The sequence below is a fragment of the Streptomyces sp. XM83C genome (assembly GCF_023072675.1).
Classification (GTDB): Bacteria; Actinomycetota; Actinomycetes; order Streptomycetales; family Streptomycetaceae; genus Streptomyces; species Streptomyces thermocoprophilus.
Genome location: NZ_JALLGL010000038.1, coordinates 1 through 17,350, shown reverse-complemented (window position 1 = coordinate 17,350; position 17,350 = coordinate 1). Strand labels below are relative to the sequence as shown.

9 protein-coding genes are annotated in these 17,350 nt (G+C 75.5%); 7 read left to right on the top strand and 2 right to left on the bottom strand.

Features of this window, described 5'->3' with window-relative positions; translation table 11 throughout:
* Nucleotides 1-82: 82 nt before the first annotated feature.
* The 5 genes from MTQ10_RS07150 (at nucleotide 83) to MTQ10_RS07130 (ending at nucleotide 13,052) form a co-directional block, all read left to right on the top strand.
* Nucleotides 83-937, top strand: coding sequence for a DUF4132 domain-containing protein (locus tag MTQ10_RS07150; RefSeq protein ID WP_247463410.1), 855 nt, complete (start codon nucleotides 83-85; stop codon nucleotides 935-937).
* Complete coding sequence (locus tag MTQ10_RS07145) at nucleotides 934-5,973, top strand: hypothetical protein (protein WP_247463408.1); 5,040 nt, start codon at nucleotides 934-936, stop codon at nucleotides 5,971-5,973. The genes MTQ10_RS07150 and MTQ10_RS07145 overlap by 4 nt, the downstream gene beginning before the upstream one ends.
* A 119-nt stretch (nucleotides 5,974-6,092) precedes the next feature.
* On the top strand, nucleotides 6,093-7,265 hold the full coding sequence (locus MTQ10_RS07140; protein WP_247463406.1) for an ATP-binding protein: 1,173 nt from the start codon (nucleotides 6,093-6,095) through the stop codon (nucleotides 7,263-7,265).
* A 4-nt stretch (nucleotides 7,266-7,269) separates the two neighbouring features.
* A complete protein-coding gene (locus tag MTQ10_RS07135) occupies nucleotides 7,270-11,181 on the top strand; it encodes a vWA domain-containing protein (RefSeq protein ID WP_247463403.1) in 3,912 nt (1,303 codons plus the stop codon).
* Nucleotides 11,178-13,052, top strand: a complete 1,875-nt coding sequence (locus MTQ10_RS07130) for a hypothetical protein (protein WP_247463401.1) — start codon at nucleotides 11,178-11,180, stop codon at nucleotides 13,050-13,052. The genes MTQ10_RS07135 and MTQ10_RS07130 overlap by 4 nt, the downstream gene beginning before the upstream one ends.
* A 108-nt stretch (nucleotides 13,053-13,160) precedes the next feature.
* On the opposite strand, the gene MTQ10_RS07125 is transcribed toward MTQ10_RS07130, so the two are convergent.
* Both MTQ10_RS07125 and MTQ10_RS07120 read right to left on the bottom strand, forming a co-directional pair.
* The gene (locus MTQ10_RS07125; RefSeq protein WP_247463399.1) at nucleotides 13,161-13,391 is read right to left on the bottom strand and encodes a hypothetical protein; all 231 of its coding nucleotides are present in this window, start codon (nucleotides 13,389-13,391) and stop codon (nucleotides 13,161-13,163) included.
* A 190-nt stretch (nucleotides 13,392-13,581) separates the two neighbouring features.
* A complete protein-coding gene (locus MTQ10_RS07120; RefSeq protein ID WP_247463397.1) occupies nucleotides 13,582-14,319 on the bottom strand; it encodes a flavodoxin family protein in 738 nt (245 codons plus the stop codon).
* Between the two features lie 473 nt (nucleotides 14,320-14,792).
* Between MTQ10_RS07120 and MTQ10_RS07115 the strand changes: the two genes are divergently transcribed.
* The gene (locus MTQ10_RS07115) at nucleotides 14,793-16,001 is read left to right on the top strand and encodes a DUF3103 family protein (protein WP_247463395.1); all 1,209 of its coding nucleotides are present in this window, start codon (nucleotides 14,793-14,795) and stop codon (nucleotides 15,999-16,001) included.
* Nucleotides 16,002-16,167: 166 nt separating this feature from the next.
* Nucleotides 16,168-17,262 carry a DUF6215 domain-containing protein gene (locus tag MTQ10_RS07110; RefSeq protein ID WP_247463394.1) on the top strand — a complete coding sequence of 365 codons (1,095 nt, stop codon included), beginning with the start codon at nucleotides 16,168-16,170 and terminating at the stop codon, nucleotides 17,260-17,262.
* The last annotated feature ends 88 nt before the right edge of the window (nucleotides 17,263-17,350 follow it).

The window sequence follows — 17,350 nt, the reverse complement described above, 5'->3', positions numbered from 1 at the left end:
CCCGCACCGCGCCCGGGACCCGATGTCAGTGGCCTGCTCTACAGTTCCCGTCACTTGATCACCGAAGGTGCGGGAGGGACGCATGGGGTGGGTGCCGGCGGGTGACTACGAAGTCACCCTCGACAGCGGCAAGGTGGTGTGCCGCAACGCGGCAGGACGGCGGCTGAAGTCCGTACCGCCGAAGATCGCCGACGATCCCGCGGTCGTCGGACTGCGGCAGCTCGCCGAATGGCTGGAGCGGCACGAACGGCAGTGCCTGGACGCCGTCGAACGCTGGATGGTCCGCTCCCTGCCCGTGCCGTTCGACGCTCTCGCCCACGTCTGGCCCGACCCCGCCTGGCAGTCCGCGCTGGGCGACCTCGTCGTCACCGGCGAGGACGGCGACGTCGCCGGATTCCTGCGGGACGCCGACCCCGAGCGCGGCCTCGGCCTCGTCGACCTCGACGGCGACACCGTCCGTATCCGCCCCGCCGTCGTCCGCCTGCCCCACCCCGTGCTCCTCGACGACCTCGAAGAACTACGGGAGTTCGCCGTCGAACTCGGCATCGGACAGCGCGCCGGGCAGCTCTTCCGCGAGGTCTGGCACAGACCGGCGGCCCTCGACGCCGACGCCGACTGCGTGGAGGACCACGCCGGCGGCCGGTTCAAGGAACTCCGCTTCCTGCACGGCCGGGCCGCCCAGCTCGGCTACCGGGTCCGCGGCGGCCACGCCGTGTGCCCCCTGCTGGAGGACGGCCGCACCGTCGAGGCCCGCGTATGGGTCGGCGACCACGACGGCTACGAGGAGACCGAGACCGGCCCGCTCCACTTCACCGACGCCTCCGGCCGCACCCTGAAACTCGCTCGGATCGGCCCGGTCGCCTGGTCGGAGGGCATGCGCATGGCCGCGGCCCTGTACGCGGGACGCGACATCGAGGACGAGGAGCAGGCAGCATGACCACCCACCCCACCGGCGACACCACCGCCCTGCACGAGAACCCGGCCGCCGTCGCCGCGCTCCTCGACGCCGGCGCCGTCCTGCCCCCGGGCACCACCGACCGGCAGGACGCCGACACCCTCACCGTCCGCACCTACACCCACCCCGCCCTCGACGACCGCCCCGTCGTACGGCTCGTGCCCCGCACCCTCGGCGAGGCCGAGGACCTCGCCCTCGACTTCCTCGGACTGGTGCGCGCACCCGACGTCCACGAAGCGGGCCAGGTACGCCGCGAGACCCTCGGCTTCCCCGCCTGGGCCCTCGTCAACGACCCCGCCAACGGCCACCACGCCCTCGCTCTCGTCAAGGACGTCGAACGGCTCGCCCGGCAGGCAAAGTCCCGCCCCGGCACCGCCAAGGAAGGCTTCGAGGAACTCGGCGGACGCCTCGGCCGCGCCGTACCGCACTTCCTGCCCACCTTCTACGAGCAGGCCGCCCGCGTCTTCCTCCAGCACGACAACACCACCTACGCCGCCGTCTTCTTCGGCAAGGCACGCGAGGCCGAACGCGTCCACGCCCTCACCGTGGACGAGGAACGGCACCGGGCCGTCTTCCTGGAGTTCGCCTTCGCCGGCGCCCTCACCGTCAAAGCGCTCAAGCAGCACGTACGGGACCTGTCGGCACGGCTCAGCCCCGCCGAGGCCTGGGCGCAGTACCGGCAGCTCGTCGTGGAACGCTGCGCCGCCGGCATGCCGCCCTACGCCGCACTGCCGCAGGACGCCCGCGCCCTGATCAAGGCGGCCGGACTCGACCGGCAGACCGAGGAGTGCGCCCTCGTCGCGGAACTGCTCGCCTCCCCGGCCGCCGTACGGGCCCCCGCCTCCTTCTGGAACCACTACCGGCCCGCCCTCGTCGCCCTCACCCACGAGCAGCCCGCCGTGCGCGCCCGGCTGCTGGAGATCATGCCCGCCGGCCTGGGCCGTTCCACCGACGACGACGAGTTCTGGCTGACTCTGCTGAGCGACACCGGCGCCGACCGCCTGCTGACCGGGGAGACCCCCGACAGCGGCATCGACCCGGCCGACTGGCTCAGCCGCTGGGCACTGCACCGCAAGCACGGCGCGTCCACCAGCCGCCGCTCCCCGGCCACCCTCGCCCTCGTCACCCGTATGACCGCGCACCTGCGCGAGCGGGGCCGGCCCGTCGACCTGTTCACCGGCCGCCGGCACGCCGGAGCCGATCTCGACCTGCTCGACCTGTGCCTCGCCGAAGGCGTGCCGCTCACCCTGCCCGACAGCGGAGAACGCGTGGACCTCGCCGTCCCCCAGTGGCTCACCGACACCCGGCCGGGCCGACGGGACCTGACGGCCGTCGCCTCCGACGCCCGCTGCCGCCCCATGCTGCACCGCGCCGTCGGCGGCCTCCACTCCCACCGGCCCGACCGGGCGCTGACCGAGCGGATCGCCGACCATCCGGTCCTCTCCGACGTGCTGCGCGCATGGCTGGAGGACGCCGCCGACGACCTCGTCCGCGCCGCCGGCCTGCCCGCCGCCCGATCGGCACTGGACCGGCTGCGCCCCTTCGCCGCCGTGGCCGCCCGGGTCGGCCCGCGCGCCGTGGCACAGGCCGCCGAGCTGCGCCTGGAAGCGCTCCTCGGCCGCACCCTGCGCGCCGGCGTCCTCGACGAACTCGGCTGGCCCGCCCTCGACGAGGCGGTACGACGCCTGGAGGCCGAGACCAGCGGCGGCAAGGGACCCCGCCACCTTGCCTCCGTCGCCGCCCAGGAGGCCTGGCCCGCCCTCGTCCTCTCCCGCGGACACAAGGCCCTCGTCGTCGGACCGGACGGCATCCTCCTCGAACACGACCTGCGGCTCCCGCCGGACCTCGACCACTGGCAGCGCCCCTCGTTCCGCTACACCGACGGCGAACTGCTCGTGACGTGGTGGCACAACGGCAAACAGCGCGGCTACTGGACCTCCCGCCCCTCGGAGGTGTTCACCGTCGGCGGCGAACACCCGCCGCGCTGGTACGGGCAGGGCGACGCCGGCGACACCTCCCTGCCGCTGCCCGGCGGCGGACGCGCCACCGGCGGGCGCGCGCTGCACGCCGGCGACACCGACCTGCCGCCCTCGCGGCCCGTCCTCGGCGACGGCACCACCTACTGGCGTCAGGGCCGGCAGGGCCGCCACCATGTGTGGCTGGAGTACGACCCCGCCACCGGCACCCACGGCCGCGCCTCCCTCCCGGCGTTCCTCACCACCGGCATCCGCGACGGCTCCACCCTGCTCCAGCAGCGTTGCTCCGTACTGCCCCTGCAACCCGGCCTGGAGAACAGCCCGTTCGGCACCGACGGCACCGTCCTGGGCCGCTGGGTGCGCACCGACCACGACAGCGCGGCGCCCACCACCACCGTCGGCACCCCCGACGGCCGCACCGTCACCGTCCCCGCCCGCGCGGGCACCCACGGCGTCCCGCTCGGCGCGCTCCGCCTGCCCGGCGGGGCCGCACCCGTCGTCCTCACCCGGCACCGGCAGCTCGTCCTGTGCGCCCGGGACGACACCGGCGGCATCACCGAACTGGGCGCGGTGACCGCGCTGCTGAGCGGCGGCGAGTTCGCGGCCGGCACCCCGCTCGTCCCGCCCGCCGACTTCTGGCACGCGCTGCGCCCCCGCGACGAGGCCGCCTCCGAGGCACTGCGGAAAGTCACCGACGACCAGGCCGACGCCCTGCTGTGGGCAGCCCTGGAAGCCCTGCGGGAGCGGGACGAGCAACTCGAGGCCGCGCGCCGCTCCACGGACGGCAGGCCCGGCTCCCTCGCCCGGGCCGAGGCGACCGTCCCGAGCGCCGAGGACGCGCTCCGCCCCGCCGTGTCCGCGGCACTGCCCGCGCTCACCGACACGCAGCTCCTCACCGGCGTCACCGCGATCGTCCGCGCCGTGCTGCGCCTCGGCGAGTCCGTCGGCGCCTTCCTGAACCCGCCGGCGCCCCGCACCAGCGGCGAACGCACCCGCACCGAGGGCATGTTCGCCGACTACCGCCCCGAGAACGGCGACGACCAGACCCTGCGGGAGGCCACCGCCGGCATCGCGGGACTGCGGGGATGGAGCCGCGACGGCAACTGGGACACCCTGCGTCAGATCCGCGCCGTCAACCACGTGCTGTCCGGCCGTCCCGCCGACGGCACACCCCTGCACGCGGACCTCCGCACCACCGGGCGGGCCGACGGATGGCGTTGCGACGAGACCACCGTGCCCGGCATCGGCCCGCTCTGGCCGCGCCTGCTGGAGGTCCTGCGCCCCCTCGCCTACCGCGCCGCCTCCCCGGCCCTGCCGGACCACCACCGGCAGGCCCTCCTCCTGCTGCTCGAAGCCGTCGCCGACGGCCCCCTGACCGCACCAGGGGGAGCGCTGCGCGAGATCGTCCTCGGCGAGCCGCACGAGGACCACAAGCGGGTCGGACAGGTGCTGCGCCGCGACGGGCGCACCGTCGTCGTCCTCGGCTGCCAGAGCATCGACAGCCGCCGCGGACGCGTGGAATGGCTGGCCCTCGACCACGACCCGTCCGGCGAGTTCGGCGCGATCGCGCATTTCGCACTGGAACGCGAGACGCCGCTCCCCGCCGTGTTCCCCGCCGAGAAACTGGCCGAGGTGACCGCACTCGTCCGCGCCAAGGGCCCGGCCCCCTGGCAGCCGGACGCACCGGCCGCCCTCACCGCCGCCACCGGCGACGCCCTCGGCCCCGTCCAGGCGGCCCTGCTGCTCGCCGGGAAGCCGGACGGCCTCACCGACGAGGCCGCCGCCACCACCGGACTGAAGCGCCGCCAGGCCGAACTGGGCGACGAACTGCTGCACTGCCTCCCCGACGGCACCGCCCTCGCCCTCCTCGGCGCACTGCTGCCCGACACCCCCGCCGACCTGTGGACGTCCGGACCGGACACCGCCGCCGCGGGACGCGTATGGGCCGAGCGGACCGCCGGCACGATCCACCTGCCGGAGAACATCGCCGCGGAACTCCGCACAGCCGGCCGGTACCTCCCGCACGCCACGGCTGTCCTCAACCCGCACCGCACACCGTGGACGAGCCGCACCACCGTGCAACGCCTCGACAAGGACGGCCGCCTGACCCCCGACGACCCCAGGGCGGTGCCCTCCCGGTACGACCTGGAGGGCTCCGTGATTGCCCTCGCCCGGCTCGCCTACCTCCTGCCGTACGGCCACCCGCTGCGCGCCGCCCTGCCCGGCAGCCTGACCGCGCTGCGCAGCCGCCTCGCCGACCCCGGGCTCCTCCTCGACCTGAACGTGAGCTGGACGCAGAGCGGCGGCCGTACGGCGACCGCCCTCAACGAGGCCTACGGACTGCCCGCACCCGACGCGGACGGCCTGGTCCGCCCGACCGAGGCGCTGGTGCTGCACATCCAGGGCGATCGGGACGACGTCCGGGTCCGCCCGGCCGGACTCACCGGCGCCGACGATCCCGTCCTCGACCTGCTCGAAGGACTCGTCGGCCCCCGTCACGGCTCGCTGCACGCCCTGCGGACCCTGCTGAGCGACGACTTCGCCGCGACGCTCGCCGCCGGCACCGACCCGGCCGAGGCCACCGGACACCCGCAGAACCCGCAGACCAGCGCGCCCGCCCTGGTCGCCGAGGTCGCCCGGACACACGGGCTGAGCGAGGACGCCGCCGCGCTCTACCTCCAGCTGCTGGCCCTGCCCGACCCCACCGACCGCGACCGCGCCCGCTGGACCGGCTGGAAGCCGGCCCGCCTGAAGAAGGCCCGGACCGAACTGGCGGCGACCGACCTCGTCGTCGAGGCCAAGCGGGCCCGCGCCGGACGCACCCTGTTCCTGCCGGGCGGCTGGCTCGACCTGAAGGCCCCCGCGCTGCCCCTGGAGACGTGGAAGCAGGCCCTCTACCCCGTCGACGGGGGCGGCCCCACCACACCCCTCCGGCCGCTACCCGACCTCTTCGCGCACGCCTGGCAGCGCGTCCGCGACGGCGATGCCCCGGCCTACGAGGAGCTCACGACGCGCGCCACCCGGAAGGGCCGCCGCCGGTGACCGGCACCCGTACCACCCGGCAGCCGCCCGGTCCGCCCGGTCCGTCCGGCGGCGCACCGGCCCCGCGTCCGACCCCGTCGAAGACCACCGCCCGCACCAGCCCGGAAGACCCCGCACCGATGACCACCACCACGCCCACGCCCGCACCCGCCCGGCAGATCGTCCCGCCCGAGGACCGCCACGCCGCCGAACTGGCCTTCCTCGCCGCCCACGACGACGGGCCGCGCCCGCCCGCCTGGCGGCTCACCCCCCGGGCGGTCGTCACCTTCGTCATGGGCAGCGACGGCCACGCGCTGACACTGCCCGACGGTGCGCAGGCACCCGACGGGGTGCCGAGGCGCATGGTGATCGAGGGCAAGTTCGTGGGCGACCGCGCACTCGTGGAGCGGTGCGTGGTCACCCTCGCCGGGGAACGCGGCCTGCTCCTCGTCGGCGAACCCGGCACCGCCAAGTCGATGCTGTCGGAACTGCTGTCCGCCGCCGTGTGCGGCACCAGCTCCCTCGTCGTCCAGGGCACCGCCGGCACCACCGAGGACCAGCTGAAGTACGGCTGGAACTACGCCCTGCTGCTCGCCCAGGGCCCCAGCCGTCAGGCGCTCGTCCCCTCACCCGTCCTCACCGCGATGTCCCGGGGCGCGATCGCCCGCGTCGAGGAGATCACCCGCTGCCTGCCCGAGGTGCAGGACGCGCTGGTGTCGCTGCTGTCCGAGCGGCGCATCGCCGTACCCGAACTCGCCGGCACCGAGGACGGCCTGGCGCACGCCGCTCCCGGCTTCAACCTCATCGCCACCGCAAACCTCCGGGACAAGGGCGTCTCCGAGATGTCCGCCGCGCTCAAACGCCGCTTCAACTTCGAGACCGTCGGCCCCATCGCAGACCTGGACGCGGAGACGGAACTGGTCCGCGGCCAGGCCCGCGCCGCCGTCGAGCGGGCCGGGGCACCCTTCCAGGTCGACGACGCCGTCCTCGAAGCCCTCGTCACCGCCTTCCGGGACCTGCGCGAGGGGCGCTCCGCGGAAGGCTGGGAGGTGGAACGGCCGTCCACGGTGATGAGCACGGCGGAAGCGGTGTCCGTCGCCGGGTCGCTCGCCCTCGCCGCGGCCTACTTCCCCGGCGACCGGGACGTCCTCGGCCTGCTGCCCGGCCACCTCCTGGGCGTCGTCCGCAAGGACGACCCGGCCGACGCGGCCCGGCTGCGCGGCTACTGGGACGGACCCGTGCGACGCCGCGCCGAACAGGGCTCAGCCACCTGGCGCACCCTGTGGGACCTGCGCACGGTCCTGGAGGGCTGAACACGTGACGCAGCATGCGGAGGCGGCCTCCGCCGACCTCGGCGCGGTCGCCCCCACGCCCGACGAGGCGCTCGCCGCGCTCACCGGCCCGGACGCGCCGTACCTCATCGGCGTACGGCATCACGCGCCCTCACTGGCCGCCGCCGTGCCCGCACTGCTGGACGGGGCGCGACCGGACGTGCTTCTCGTCGAGCTGCCCGCCGAGATGCAGGAGTGGCTGCCCTGGCTGGGCCACGAGGAGACCCGGGCGCCGGTGGCCCTCGCCGCCGCACCGGCCCACGGACCAGACGGGCAGGGGCCCGCGTTCTACCCGTTCGCCGACTTCAGCCCCGAACTGGCCGCCGTGCGCTGGGCGTTGCGCAACGCCGTCCCGGTGGTCGCCTGCGACCTGCCGCTCGCCGACCCCGCCTGGCGAGAAGGCCGCACGGCCGCCGCCCGGCCCGCCGCACCGACCCTCACCACCGCCCTGCGCGGCCGTCTGACCGGCCGACCCGGCGACGACCTGTGGGACCGGCTCGTCGAGGCGACCGCCCCCGGCTCCCCGCCCGAGGCACTGCGCCGGGCCGCGCTGCTCACCGGGTGGGCGCTGCGCACCGACGCCGTCGCCGCCGGCGGCGTCCCCGCCCTCGACCTGCGGCGCGAACAGTGGATGCGGGCCCGCCTGGCGGAGGCACGCGCGCGGGGCGAGCGGACCGCCGCGGTCGTCGGCGCGTTCCACGCCCCGGCCCTCCTGCCGCACCCCCCGGACGGGCAGGACCGGCCGGCCGACGGGACGGAACTGTCCGCACTGTCCGCCGCGCACGGCACAGCGGGCGCCCGCTGGACGACGTCCCTGATCCCCTACACGTACACCCTGCTCGACGAACGATCCGGCTACCCGGCCGGCATCCGGGACCCGCAGTGGCAGGAAGCGGTCCTGCGCACGGCCGGCGACCCCGCGCGGCTGGAGGAGGCACTGACCCGGACGGCGGTACGGATCTGCGCCGCGCTGCGGGACATCGGTCACCCCTCCGGCCCCGCCGACGCACGCGAGATCAGCAGGATCGCCTCCGACCTCGCACGGCTGCGCGGCCTGCCCGCCGCCGGCCGCGGCGAACTCGTCGAAGCCGTGCAGACCGTCCTCGCACAGGGCGAGCCCCACGGCAGGGGACGCGCCGTCGCCCGCGCGATGGAACGCGTCCTCGTCGGCACACGTCAGGGCCGCCCCGCACCCGGCGCGCCGCGCAGCGGCCTGGCACCCGCGGTCGAGGCCGAGGTGGCCGCGCTGCGCCTGCCCGGACCGCACGACACCGACGGCCGGGGCACCGCCAGGGACCTGCGGCTCGACCCGCTCCGCTCCGACCTGGACCGGCGCCGCGAACTGCTGCTGCGCCGCATGACCGTGTGCGGAGTGCCGTACGGCGAACCCCGCGACGTCACCGGTACGGGCGGCGCCGACGCCCTCACCTCCCGTTGGGAGGTCCGCTGGACCCCGGCCACGGCCGCCATGCTCACCACGGCCGGCGTACGCGGGGTGACCCTCGCCCAGGCCGCCGAGGGCACCCTGCGCGAACGCCGGCGGGCCGAGCACGACGAGGGCGGCCCGACCGCGGCGCAGACCCTCGCCGGGCTTGCGCAGGCCGCCGAGTGCGGCCTGGCGCAGCTCGCCGACGAGCGTCTCGACGAGGCCGCCGAGATCCTTCCGCGGACCGGGACGCTCCCCGAACTCCTCACCGGCCTGGCCCTGCTGGACCGGCTGGGCGCCGGGCACATCCCCGGCCTCGCCGCAACAGCCGACCGCCCGGCACGCGCCACGGCCGCCGCGGAGCTGCTCACCGTCGCCGCCGTACGCCAGATGGACGGACTGACCGGATCCGAGGACCCCGCCGACGCGCGGGCCCTCCTCGAACTCGCCCACCGCGCCGACGACTCGGGCGGGATCCGCCTCGCCGACGCCCTCGCCCGGCTCGCCGCCGACGGCACGCCGCTGATGCGCGGCGCGGCAGGCGCCGTACGCGTCCTGCTCGGACACGAGGACGCACACGTCCTCGGGGACCGCGCCGCGTCCTGGGTGGACGGCGCCACCGACCCCGGCACTCGCACCGCGCTCACGGCCCGCCTCACCGGCCTGCTCACGGCGGCGGGCCCGCTGCTGGAGACGGCACCGGCCGCTCTCGGACCGCTCCTCGACCGGGTGACGACCCTGCCGGACCGGGCGTTCCTCGACCGGCTCCCCGCCCTGCGCGCCGGCTTCGACACGCTGAGCCCGGCGGCCCGAGACCGGCTCCTCGCCACCGTCGAGGAACGCCTCGGCACGACACACGTCACCGGCCCGGACGGCATCTCCCCGGCGGCCCTCGCCGCCTGGACCCGCGCCGACTTCGACGCCCGGGAGCATCTACGACTGTGGGACCTGCTGCCCGCCCCCACGACCGGCCGGGCCGCTCCCGCCGCCGTCACCCCGTACGACACGCCGGGCGCCGGGACGGACAGCGCCCCGAGCCCCTACGAGGCGCCGGGGACCGAGACGGACAGAGCCTCGACCTCGTACGCGGCGCCGGCGGCCGGGACGGGCAGCGCCCCGAGCCCCTACGAGGCGCCGGGGACCGAGACGGACAGAGCCTCGACCTCGTACGCGGCGCCGGCGGCCGGGACGGACAGCGCCCCGAGGCCGTGCGCCGCGCCGGGGAGTGGGCCGGGCAGTGTCCCGCCCCCGCACGACACACCAGGAGCCGGAACGGGCAGCGCCCCGAGAACCGCCGGCACCGGCGCGGACGGCCCGCCGCCCGGCGCCACCGGCACGGGCGCCCCTGACACCGCGGACACCCCCTGGCTCGGCCCCGTCGACCGCTGGCGTCTGCTGCTCGGCCGGGACCCGGACCGGCTGCCGTCCGGCGCGGCCCGGCTGGCGACCGCCCTCGACGAGCTGTACGGAAACGGCCGTGGCGAGGGCAGCCGAGGGGATCTGCGCGGGCCGGGCACCGGCGGCGGTCGCAAGGCGCCGTATCCGAGCGCCCGGGAGTGGTCGCGGGAGCTGGCCGCGCTGTTCGGGCCCGGCATCCGCGAGGAGGTGCTGGCAGCCGCCGCCTCCGCCGGCCGCACGGACGTCCTCACCGAACTCGACGCGGACAGCGCCCGCCCCTCGGTCGAACTGCTGCGGACCGTGCTGCGCCACGCGGGCGGGCTGCCCGAGGCGCGACTGGCCGCGCTGCGCCCGCTCGTACGCAGCCTGGTCGATGCGCTGACCCGGGAACTGGCCACCCGACTGCGCCCGGCCCTGCACGGCGTCAGCCTGCCGCGGCCCAGCCGCCGACCCGGCGGCGGCCTCGACCTGCCCCGCACCCTGCGCGCCAACCTTGCCACGGCACGCCGCGCCCCCGACGGCACGGTGCGAGTGATCCCCGAGCGGCCGGTGTTCCGCACACGGGCGCGCCGTGCCGCCGACTGGCGGCTGATCCTGGTGACGGACGTGTCGGGCTCCATGGAGGCGTCCACCGTGTGGGCGGCGCTGACCGCGTCCGTGCTGGCCGGAGTGCCCACGCTCGCCACGCACTTCCTCGCGTTCTCCACCGAGGTCATCGACCTCACCGGGCATGTGCAGGACCCGCTGTCGCTGCTGCTGGAGGTCAGCGTGGGCGGCGGCACGCACATCGCGGCCGGGCTGCGGCACGCGCGGGAACTGGTCACCGTGCCGTCCCGGACGCTCGTCGTCGTGGTCAGCGACTTCGAGGAGGGCTACCCGCTCGGCGGGCTGCTCGCCGAGGTCCGCGCACTGGTCGGCGCCGGCTGCCACGTCCTGGGCTGCGCGAGCCTCGACGACGCGGGCCGCCCCCGCTACTCGACCGGGGTCGCCGCGCAGCTCGTCGCCGCGGGCATGCCCGTCGCCGCCCTCAGCCCGCTCGAACTCGCCCGCTGGGCAGGGGAGAAGATCGCATGACAACGGACCTGCCCTCCGTCGCCCCCGCCGTCACCGCCGAACTCGTGGCGGCACTCTCGCCCCGCCTGCGCAAACGGCTCGACGCGGGCGTCGCCAAGCTCCGGGCCCGCCCGGCCGTGCGCGAGGGCGACGCCGTCCGCATCGCCCTCGACGACGACACCGACATCGTCCTCGAGGCACCGGGCGGCACGGTCACCAGCGCGACGGCGATCCGCTGCGGATGCCTGCTCGCCCCCGACTGCCTGCACCGTGCGGTGGTCGCCTCCGCCGCCCCGATCGCCGACGACACGGCGGCGGACGACGCGGACGATCCGTACGACGCGGATGCCCCGGACGGCCGGACGGCCCGCGAGGACGAGGGAACCCGGCCGGAACAGAGCCGAACCGAGGCGGCTTTCGACCGCCAACCCACGGACCGTCAGCCCGCTGCGGCCGACCGCCCCGCTCCCTCGCCCCCCGCACCACCCGGGGAGGCCGACGACCACGACGCCCCCACCACCGGCCACATGGACGCGGCCCGCGCGGTGTTCGACGCGACAGCCGCCGTCCTCGTAGCGGGCACGGACGGCGCCGGTGCCGTGCTCCAGGCCGAGCTGCTGCGCGCCGCGCACTCCGCGCGCCTCGCCGGACTGCCGCGCGCGTCCGCCGCGGCCGTGTCGGTCGTGAACGGCGTACGGGCCGCCCGCACCGGCGACGCCGGGTACCGCCTGGCCGATCTCACCGGCGCCCTGGCGGACGTCCTGGGCGTCACGCACCGTCTGCCGCGGGCCACCGGCGCCGAACTGGCCGGCCTGCGGGGCAGCGCCCGCCGCCCCTACCGCCCTGACGGGTCCCTGCGGCTGTACGGCCTGTTCAGCGAACCCGTCCTCACCGCCACCGGGTACGCGGGTGCGGTGACCTGGACCGTCGACACCGACGGCCGCCTGTACTCGGTGGCGGACGTGGCGCCGGGCGGGGCCGCGCGGGCGGCGTCCGCAGCCGGCCGCACGGTACGCATGGGCGACACGGCCCTCACCCACGGGGAACTCTCCCGCGCGGGCCTTGCCGTGTCCGGCGCCACCGTCTCCCCGACAGGGCGACTCGGCGCGGGCGGGACGGTACGGGCGGTACGCGCCCCCGGCGCCGCCTGGCGCGAGGAGCCGTCGGCCGGGCTGTGGGCCGAACCGGTGGCCGAGCAGGTCCGCCGCGCCCTGAACGGTACGCACGACCTCCTCTTCCTGGACGTGACCCTCATCGGCGCGGTACGGGAAGCGGCGGGCGACTGCCTGCTCGCCGACTGCGGGGGCGTGCCCGTCCGCCTCACGACCGCCCACGACGACCCGGCGCTGCCCTTCCGGGACAACCTGCGTCTGCTCGCGGCCGTCCCCGGCACCCGGCTGCGCGTCGTGGCCCGGCTCGTGCCCGCACCCCTCCCGCGGGCCGCCCTGCTCGCCGCCGAGCACCCCGGCGACGCGGCGGCCCGGGTGAACCTGGGCCTGGACCGCCTCCAGCGCGCCGACCTCCCGCGCCTCGCACCCGGTCCCGTACCGCACCCCGCCGCCCCCGCCGGCGTGTTCGAGGAGGCGCCGCTGCATCTCCTGCGCCGCCGGGTGCAGCAGGCCGTCTCCGGGGGACGCCGGGTGCTGTCGCTCGCCCGCGGTGACCGGGGAGACGGCGCCCGACTGCGCGCCGCGGGCCTCGCGACGGCCGCCGACCTCCTCGACGCCCTGCACGCCGCCGCGGCGGTCCGCGCCCGCGACGCCTTCGGCCGGCTGCTCCCGGCCGACACGGACCGCTTCGCCCGAGCCTGGCTCGCCGCCGCCGTCTACACGGACACGGTCGAATCCGCGCTGTGCGCCCACGCCTGGGAGAAAGCGGCCGTACCCGTCTGACACAGCCCGTGCCTGCCCGCTGACGCGGTCACCCGGCGCGCGAAGCGGCCCCGGACACCCCTCTCGAAGGGGCGAACGGGGCCGACTCGTGTCGAGGGTGACGGTGGCTCACATGCTGACCGCGATCGCACCGAGAATCACGCCGGCCACCAGGCCGACGGCACTGACCACGATGGCGACGGTGGACAGCCCCTCATGGCGGACCGTCCTGGCGACGATGGCCGGCACAAGACCGATCACACCGAGCACGACCGGCAGGAACGGCACAGCGACGACGCCGAACACGATGGCGAGCGGCGTCCGCCCGGCGAGAAAGCCCTCGGCGTCGTGGACCTCCACCCGGCGGGGCGTGCGGACGACGAGCCGTCCCCCGGCGTCCACGGTGGCCGTGCCCCGCGGGGGCGGGCAGCGTACCGAGAGGGAGCACGTCGATCGTGGGGACGCGGGTGCTGTTCGTGCCCCGCATGCCGGCCGACACCGCCCGCTCGCCGCCTGCCGGTTCCTCACCGGGGCCGCGGCGGACCGGGCGCTACCGGTGTTCGGGGTTGTCGAAGTCGTGACGGCAGCCGGCGTCCCAGGCGGTGCGCTGGTTGCCGTAGGCCGGAATGCCCCCGAGGTCCTTCAGCGCCCGCGCCAGATGCAGCAGGTTCCATGTCATGAAGGTGGTGTTGCGATTGGTGAAGTCGTTCTCCGGACCGCCCGATCCGGGATCGAGATACGACGGCCCGGGCCCCGCCTCGCCGATCCACCCGGCGTCCGCCTGCGGCGGGATCGTGTACCCGAGGTGCTGGAGGCTGTAGAGCACGTTCATGGCGCAGTGCTTGACGCCGTCCTCGTTGCCGGTGATCAGACAGCCTCCGACCCGCCCGTAGTAGGCGTACTGTCCGGCGTCGTTGAGCAGACTGGAGCAGGCGTACAGGCGTTCGATCACCTGCTTCATCACGGAGCTGTTGTCGCCCAGCCAGATGGGCCCGGCGAGCACGAGGATGTCCGCCGCCATCACCCGCCGGTACAGCTCGGGCCACTCGTCGCTCTCCCAGCCGTGCTCGCGCATGTCGGGCCACACCCCGGTGGCGATGTCGTGGTCGACGGCCCGTACGACGTCGACCTGGACGCCCTGGGCGGTGAGGATGGCGGTGCTGCGGTCGATGAGCCCCTGAGTGTGGCTGATCTCGGGGGAACGTTTGAGCGTGCAGTTGATCACCGTGGCCCGCAGGTCGTCGTACCGGGCGGGCGGGGTGTCGGAGTCGGGCGGGGAAGCGGTCACGAGTTCCTCCCGGAGGCTGGGCCGCACGGCGGGTCCGGGGCGCCTCGGCGGCGAGACGGAAGCGGAGCTCCGGCGGTACGGGGCAGGGGTGCGGGGCGCTCGGGACGCTCCGGCGTCGGCGCACACGGGGTGCGTACCCGAGTTCCGCCTCCAGCGTGACCTTGCACCGTCGGTCTCGCCATCGCGGTGCCTCCGAACGGAAGCCCCGGCCGGGCGCGGTGCGGCCCGCGGTATGACGGCCGGCGCGCCGACGGCGGCCACGAACCCGGGACCGGGGGAGACCCTCCTCACCCGGGCCGACGCGACACCCCCCGCTTCCTGACACGGCGTCAACCTGCTTCAGATCCCCTCTTGTTCAACTGTCATGTCACCGTCATTCTTGTTCTGCGCGCCTCTGTCTACCCGCATAGATGCGTGCGCAGGCTCCATCTGACCGTGCGACTTCGACCACTCGCCCAGGAGGACCGATCCTCGTGAGACCCCGTCACCCCCGCCGCCGCGGCCTCGGCACCGCCACCGCGGCCCTGGTCGCCCTGTGCGTCGGCCAGACGCTGACCGCCCTGCCGGCCACGGCGGCCACAGCCGCCGCCCCCGCTCCGTCGTCCCCCGCGTCCGCCGTGACGGCGGCGGAGGACCAGGCGGCGCGTGCGATAGCCGGCTCGTTGACCGACTCCACATGGCGCGCACGCGTCCGGGCCGCCACGCTCGCCGCCGACGAGGTGGACGTCTCCGCCCTCGCCGCCCGCGCCGGCGGCCCCGGCCTCCGCACCGCCCTGGCCGACGCCGACCGCCGCATCGCCACCGCGAAAGGCCTGGACGGCAAGGTCGCGCCGCTGCTGCGGCTGAGGCTCGGCGACGACTCCATGCGCGCCGCGCTCGACGACGGGGTCACGCCCTGGGTCGCCGCGGCCACCCAGGACGAGAGCGCCGACACGGTCACCGCCTACGACAGCCGGGGCCGCACCCACACCCTCGACGCCCGCAAGGCACCGGAGCACCCGGTGTACGTCGTCGACATCGACAGCGCCACGGCACTCGCCGCCGGCCTGGACGTCCTGTCCGGCGAACTCGCGCGCTACGGCGTCCGCTCCACCGCCCAGGACGCCGCCACGGGCGAAGCCCCTGCCGCCCACGGCAAGGCGACCGCCGGCGGAAACGCCGCCGCGAGCACCGGCACCCTCGCGGCCACCGGCGGCTTCTGGACCACCCGCATCACCGCTGTCGCACTGTCCGACGACAAGGAGCCCTGGATCAAGGGCGACGCCGAGATCTACACCCTCGTGACCGGCTTCGGCCAGGACGGCAAGGTGCGCGTCGACCCGGTCGACATGCCGTACCTCGACAGCGAGGGCGTCACCTACCGCCCGAACCAGATACTGGTCAACTGGTCCTCCTACAAGTACGACCTGGCCGACGCCGTGATGATGGAGGAGGACGGCAGTACCAACTACCGCGACCTCGCCAAGGCCATCGCCACCGTGCTGCTCACCATCGCCGACCAGGGCGCCTACATCCCGCTGGTGAACGCCGTCCTGGACGCCGTCCCGGACGACTGGTGGACCGACGACCCGGACTACGTCGACTCCTGGTACACCCTGGCCCGCAGCGACAACGGCACCCGCTACGGCGCCGCCGGCAACGGCTGGATGACCCTGGAGCCGTACTACGTGTCGGCACTCTGACCGACGTCCCCCAGCAACCGCGCCCGGGCCGGCCGCTCACCCTCGGCCGGCCCGCCTGACCTGCGGGCCCGGGCAGCCGGGCCACCGACCGCCGTGATCATTTCGTGCCCCGGAATCACAGCGTCCGCCATTGTCGGCATGCCCATGACTCTGTTGTGATCACCGGATGCTCGGTTTCCTCGTCCGGCTGCTGCCCTTCTGGGTGCGCGAGCCGCTCCTGATCGTGGTCGGGTCCGTGCTCGGACTGCGCATCACCTGCATGGCCGTCAGCGACCGCGACTGGCCCCTGGCAGCCATCGGCGCCGTCTTCCTCGTGTTCACCGCCGTACGTGTGCACATGGTGATCCACGCCCTGCGCCTGCGCCGCGCAGCGGCCGAGGCGCCCGCCGCCGACAGGACGCCGACCCAGGCGGACACACCGGACACGACACCGGCACCGGCACCCGGCACGACACGGGCACCCGGCACGGCACCGGCACCGACACCCGTCACCGAGGTGACGCCCCCCACCGTCTCGCCCACCCCGGCACAGCCCCAGGCGTCCGCTCCCACGGAGAAGGAGCCCAACGCCTGGGGCCAGGCGGCAGCGGCCATGGGCCTGTTCGCCGTTCTCGCGGGCGTCCTGTGGCTCGGCCCCGAGCTGCTGCCCTCCACCGCCGGCACCGCCTCGCCGGCGGCCGGCTGCGGGGAGCCCACCGAGGAGGTCCGCTCGAACGCGTACCGGCAGACACCCCGGGCGGTGACCGGGTACGACCTGTGCGAGGCGCTCGACACCCCCGACCTGGCCCGGCTCCTCGGGACACCGGACGAGGTCGTGACCGGGACGACCTTCGCCAGCGGCACCGCGCCGCTGACCGGCGAACGCGTGCCCCAGCCGAGCGCCCAGGTCTCCTTCGACACGTACACCGTCGACATCACGGCCACGTACAACCACCTCACGGTCGACCAGTACGTGAAACTCATGCACTACGGCGACGAGACGGACGTCGAACGGCTGAAGGTGCTCGACCAGCGGCCGGCAGTGCTGTCCTCGGACCGCACCATGCAGTACCGCATCGACCTCGGCGGCAGCGCCACGGGCGGCCCGGTCGAGCAGGGTCCGATGGCCAGGACCCTCACCGTGGCGTTCGACCGCAAGGACTCCGGCGGCTACTTCGACATCAGCGTATGGAGCGATTCGGGCCTCCTGCCGGACGACAGCGTTCTTGTCGGAATCGCGGAAAAGATCATCCCGGCGCTGGAGGACCGCACCGCCCACTGAGCCGCACGAACGCGGGACACCTGCACGCCCGGACCCGACACCGGCCCCCGGACCTCCCCGCCGGCCCGCAGGACCGCTGCCCCCCGGC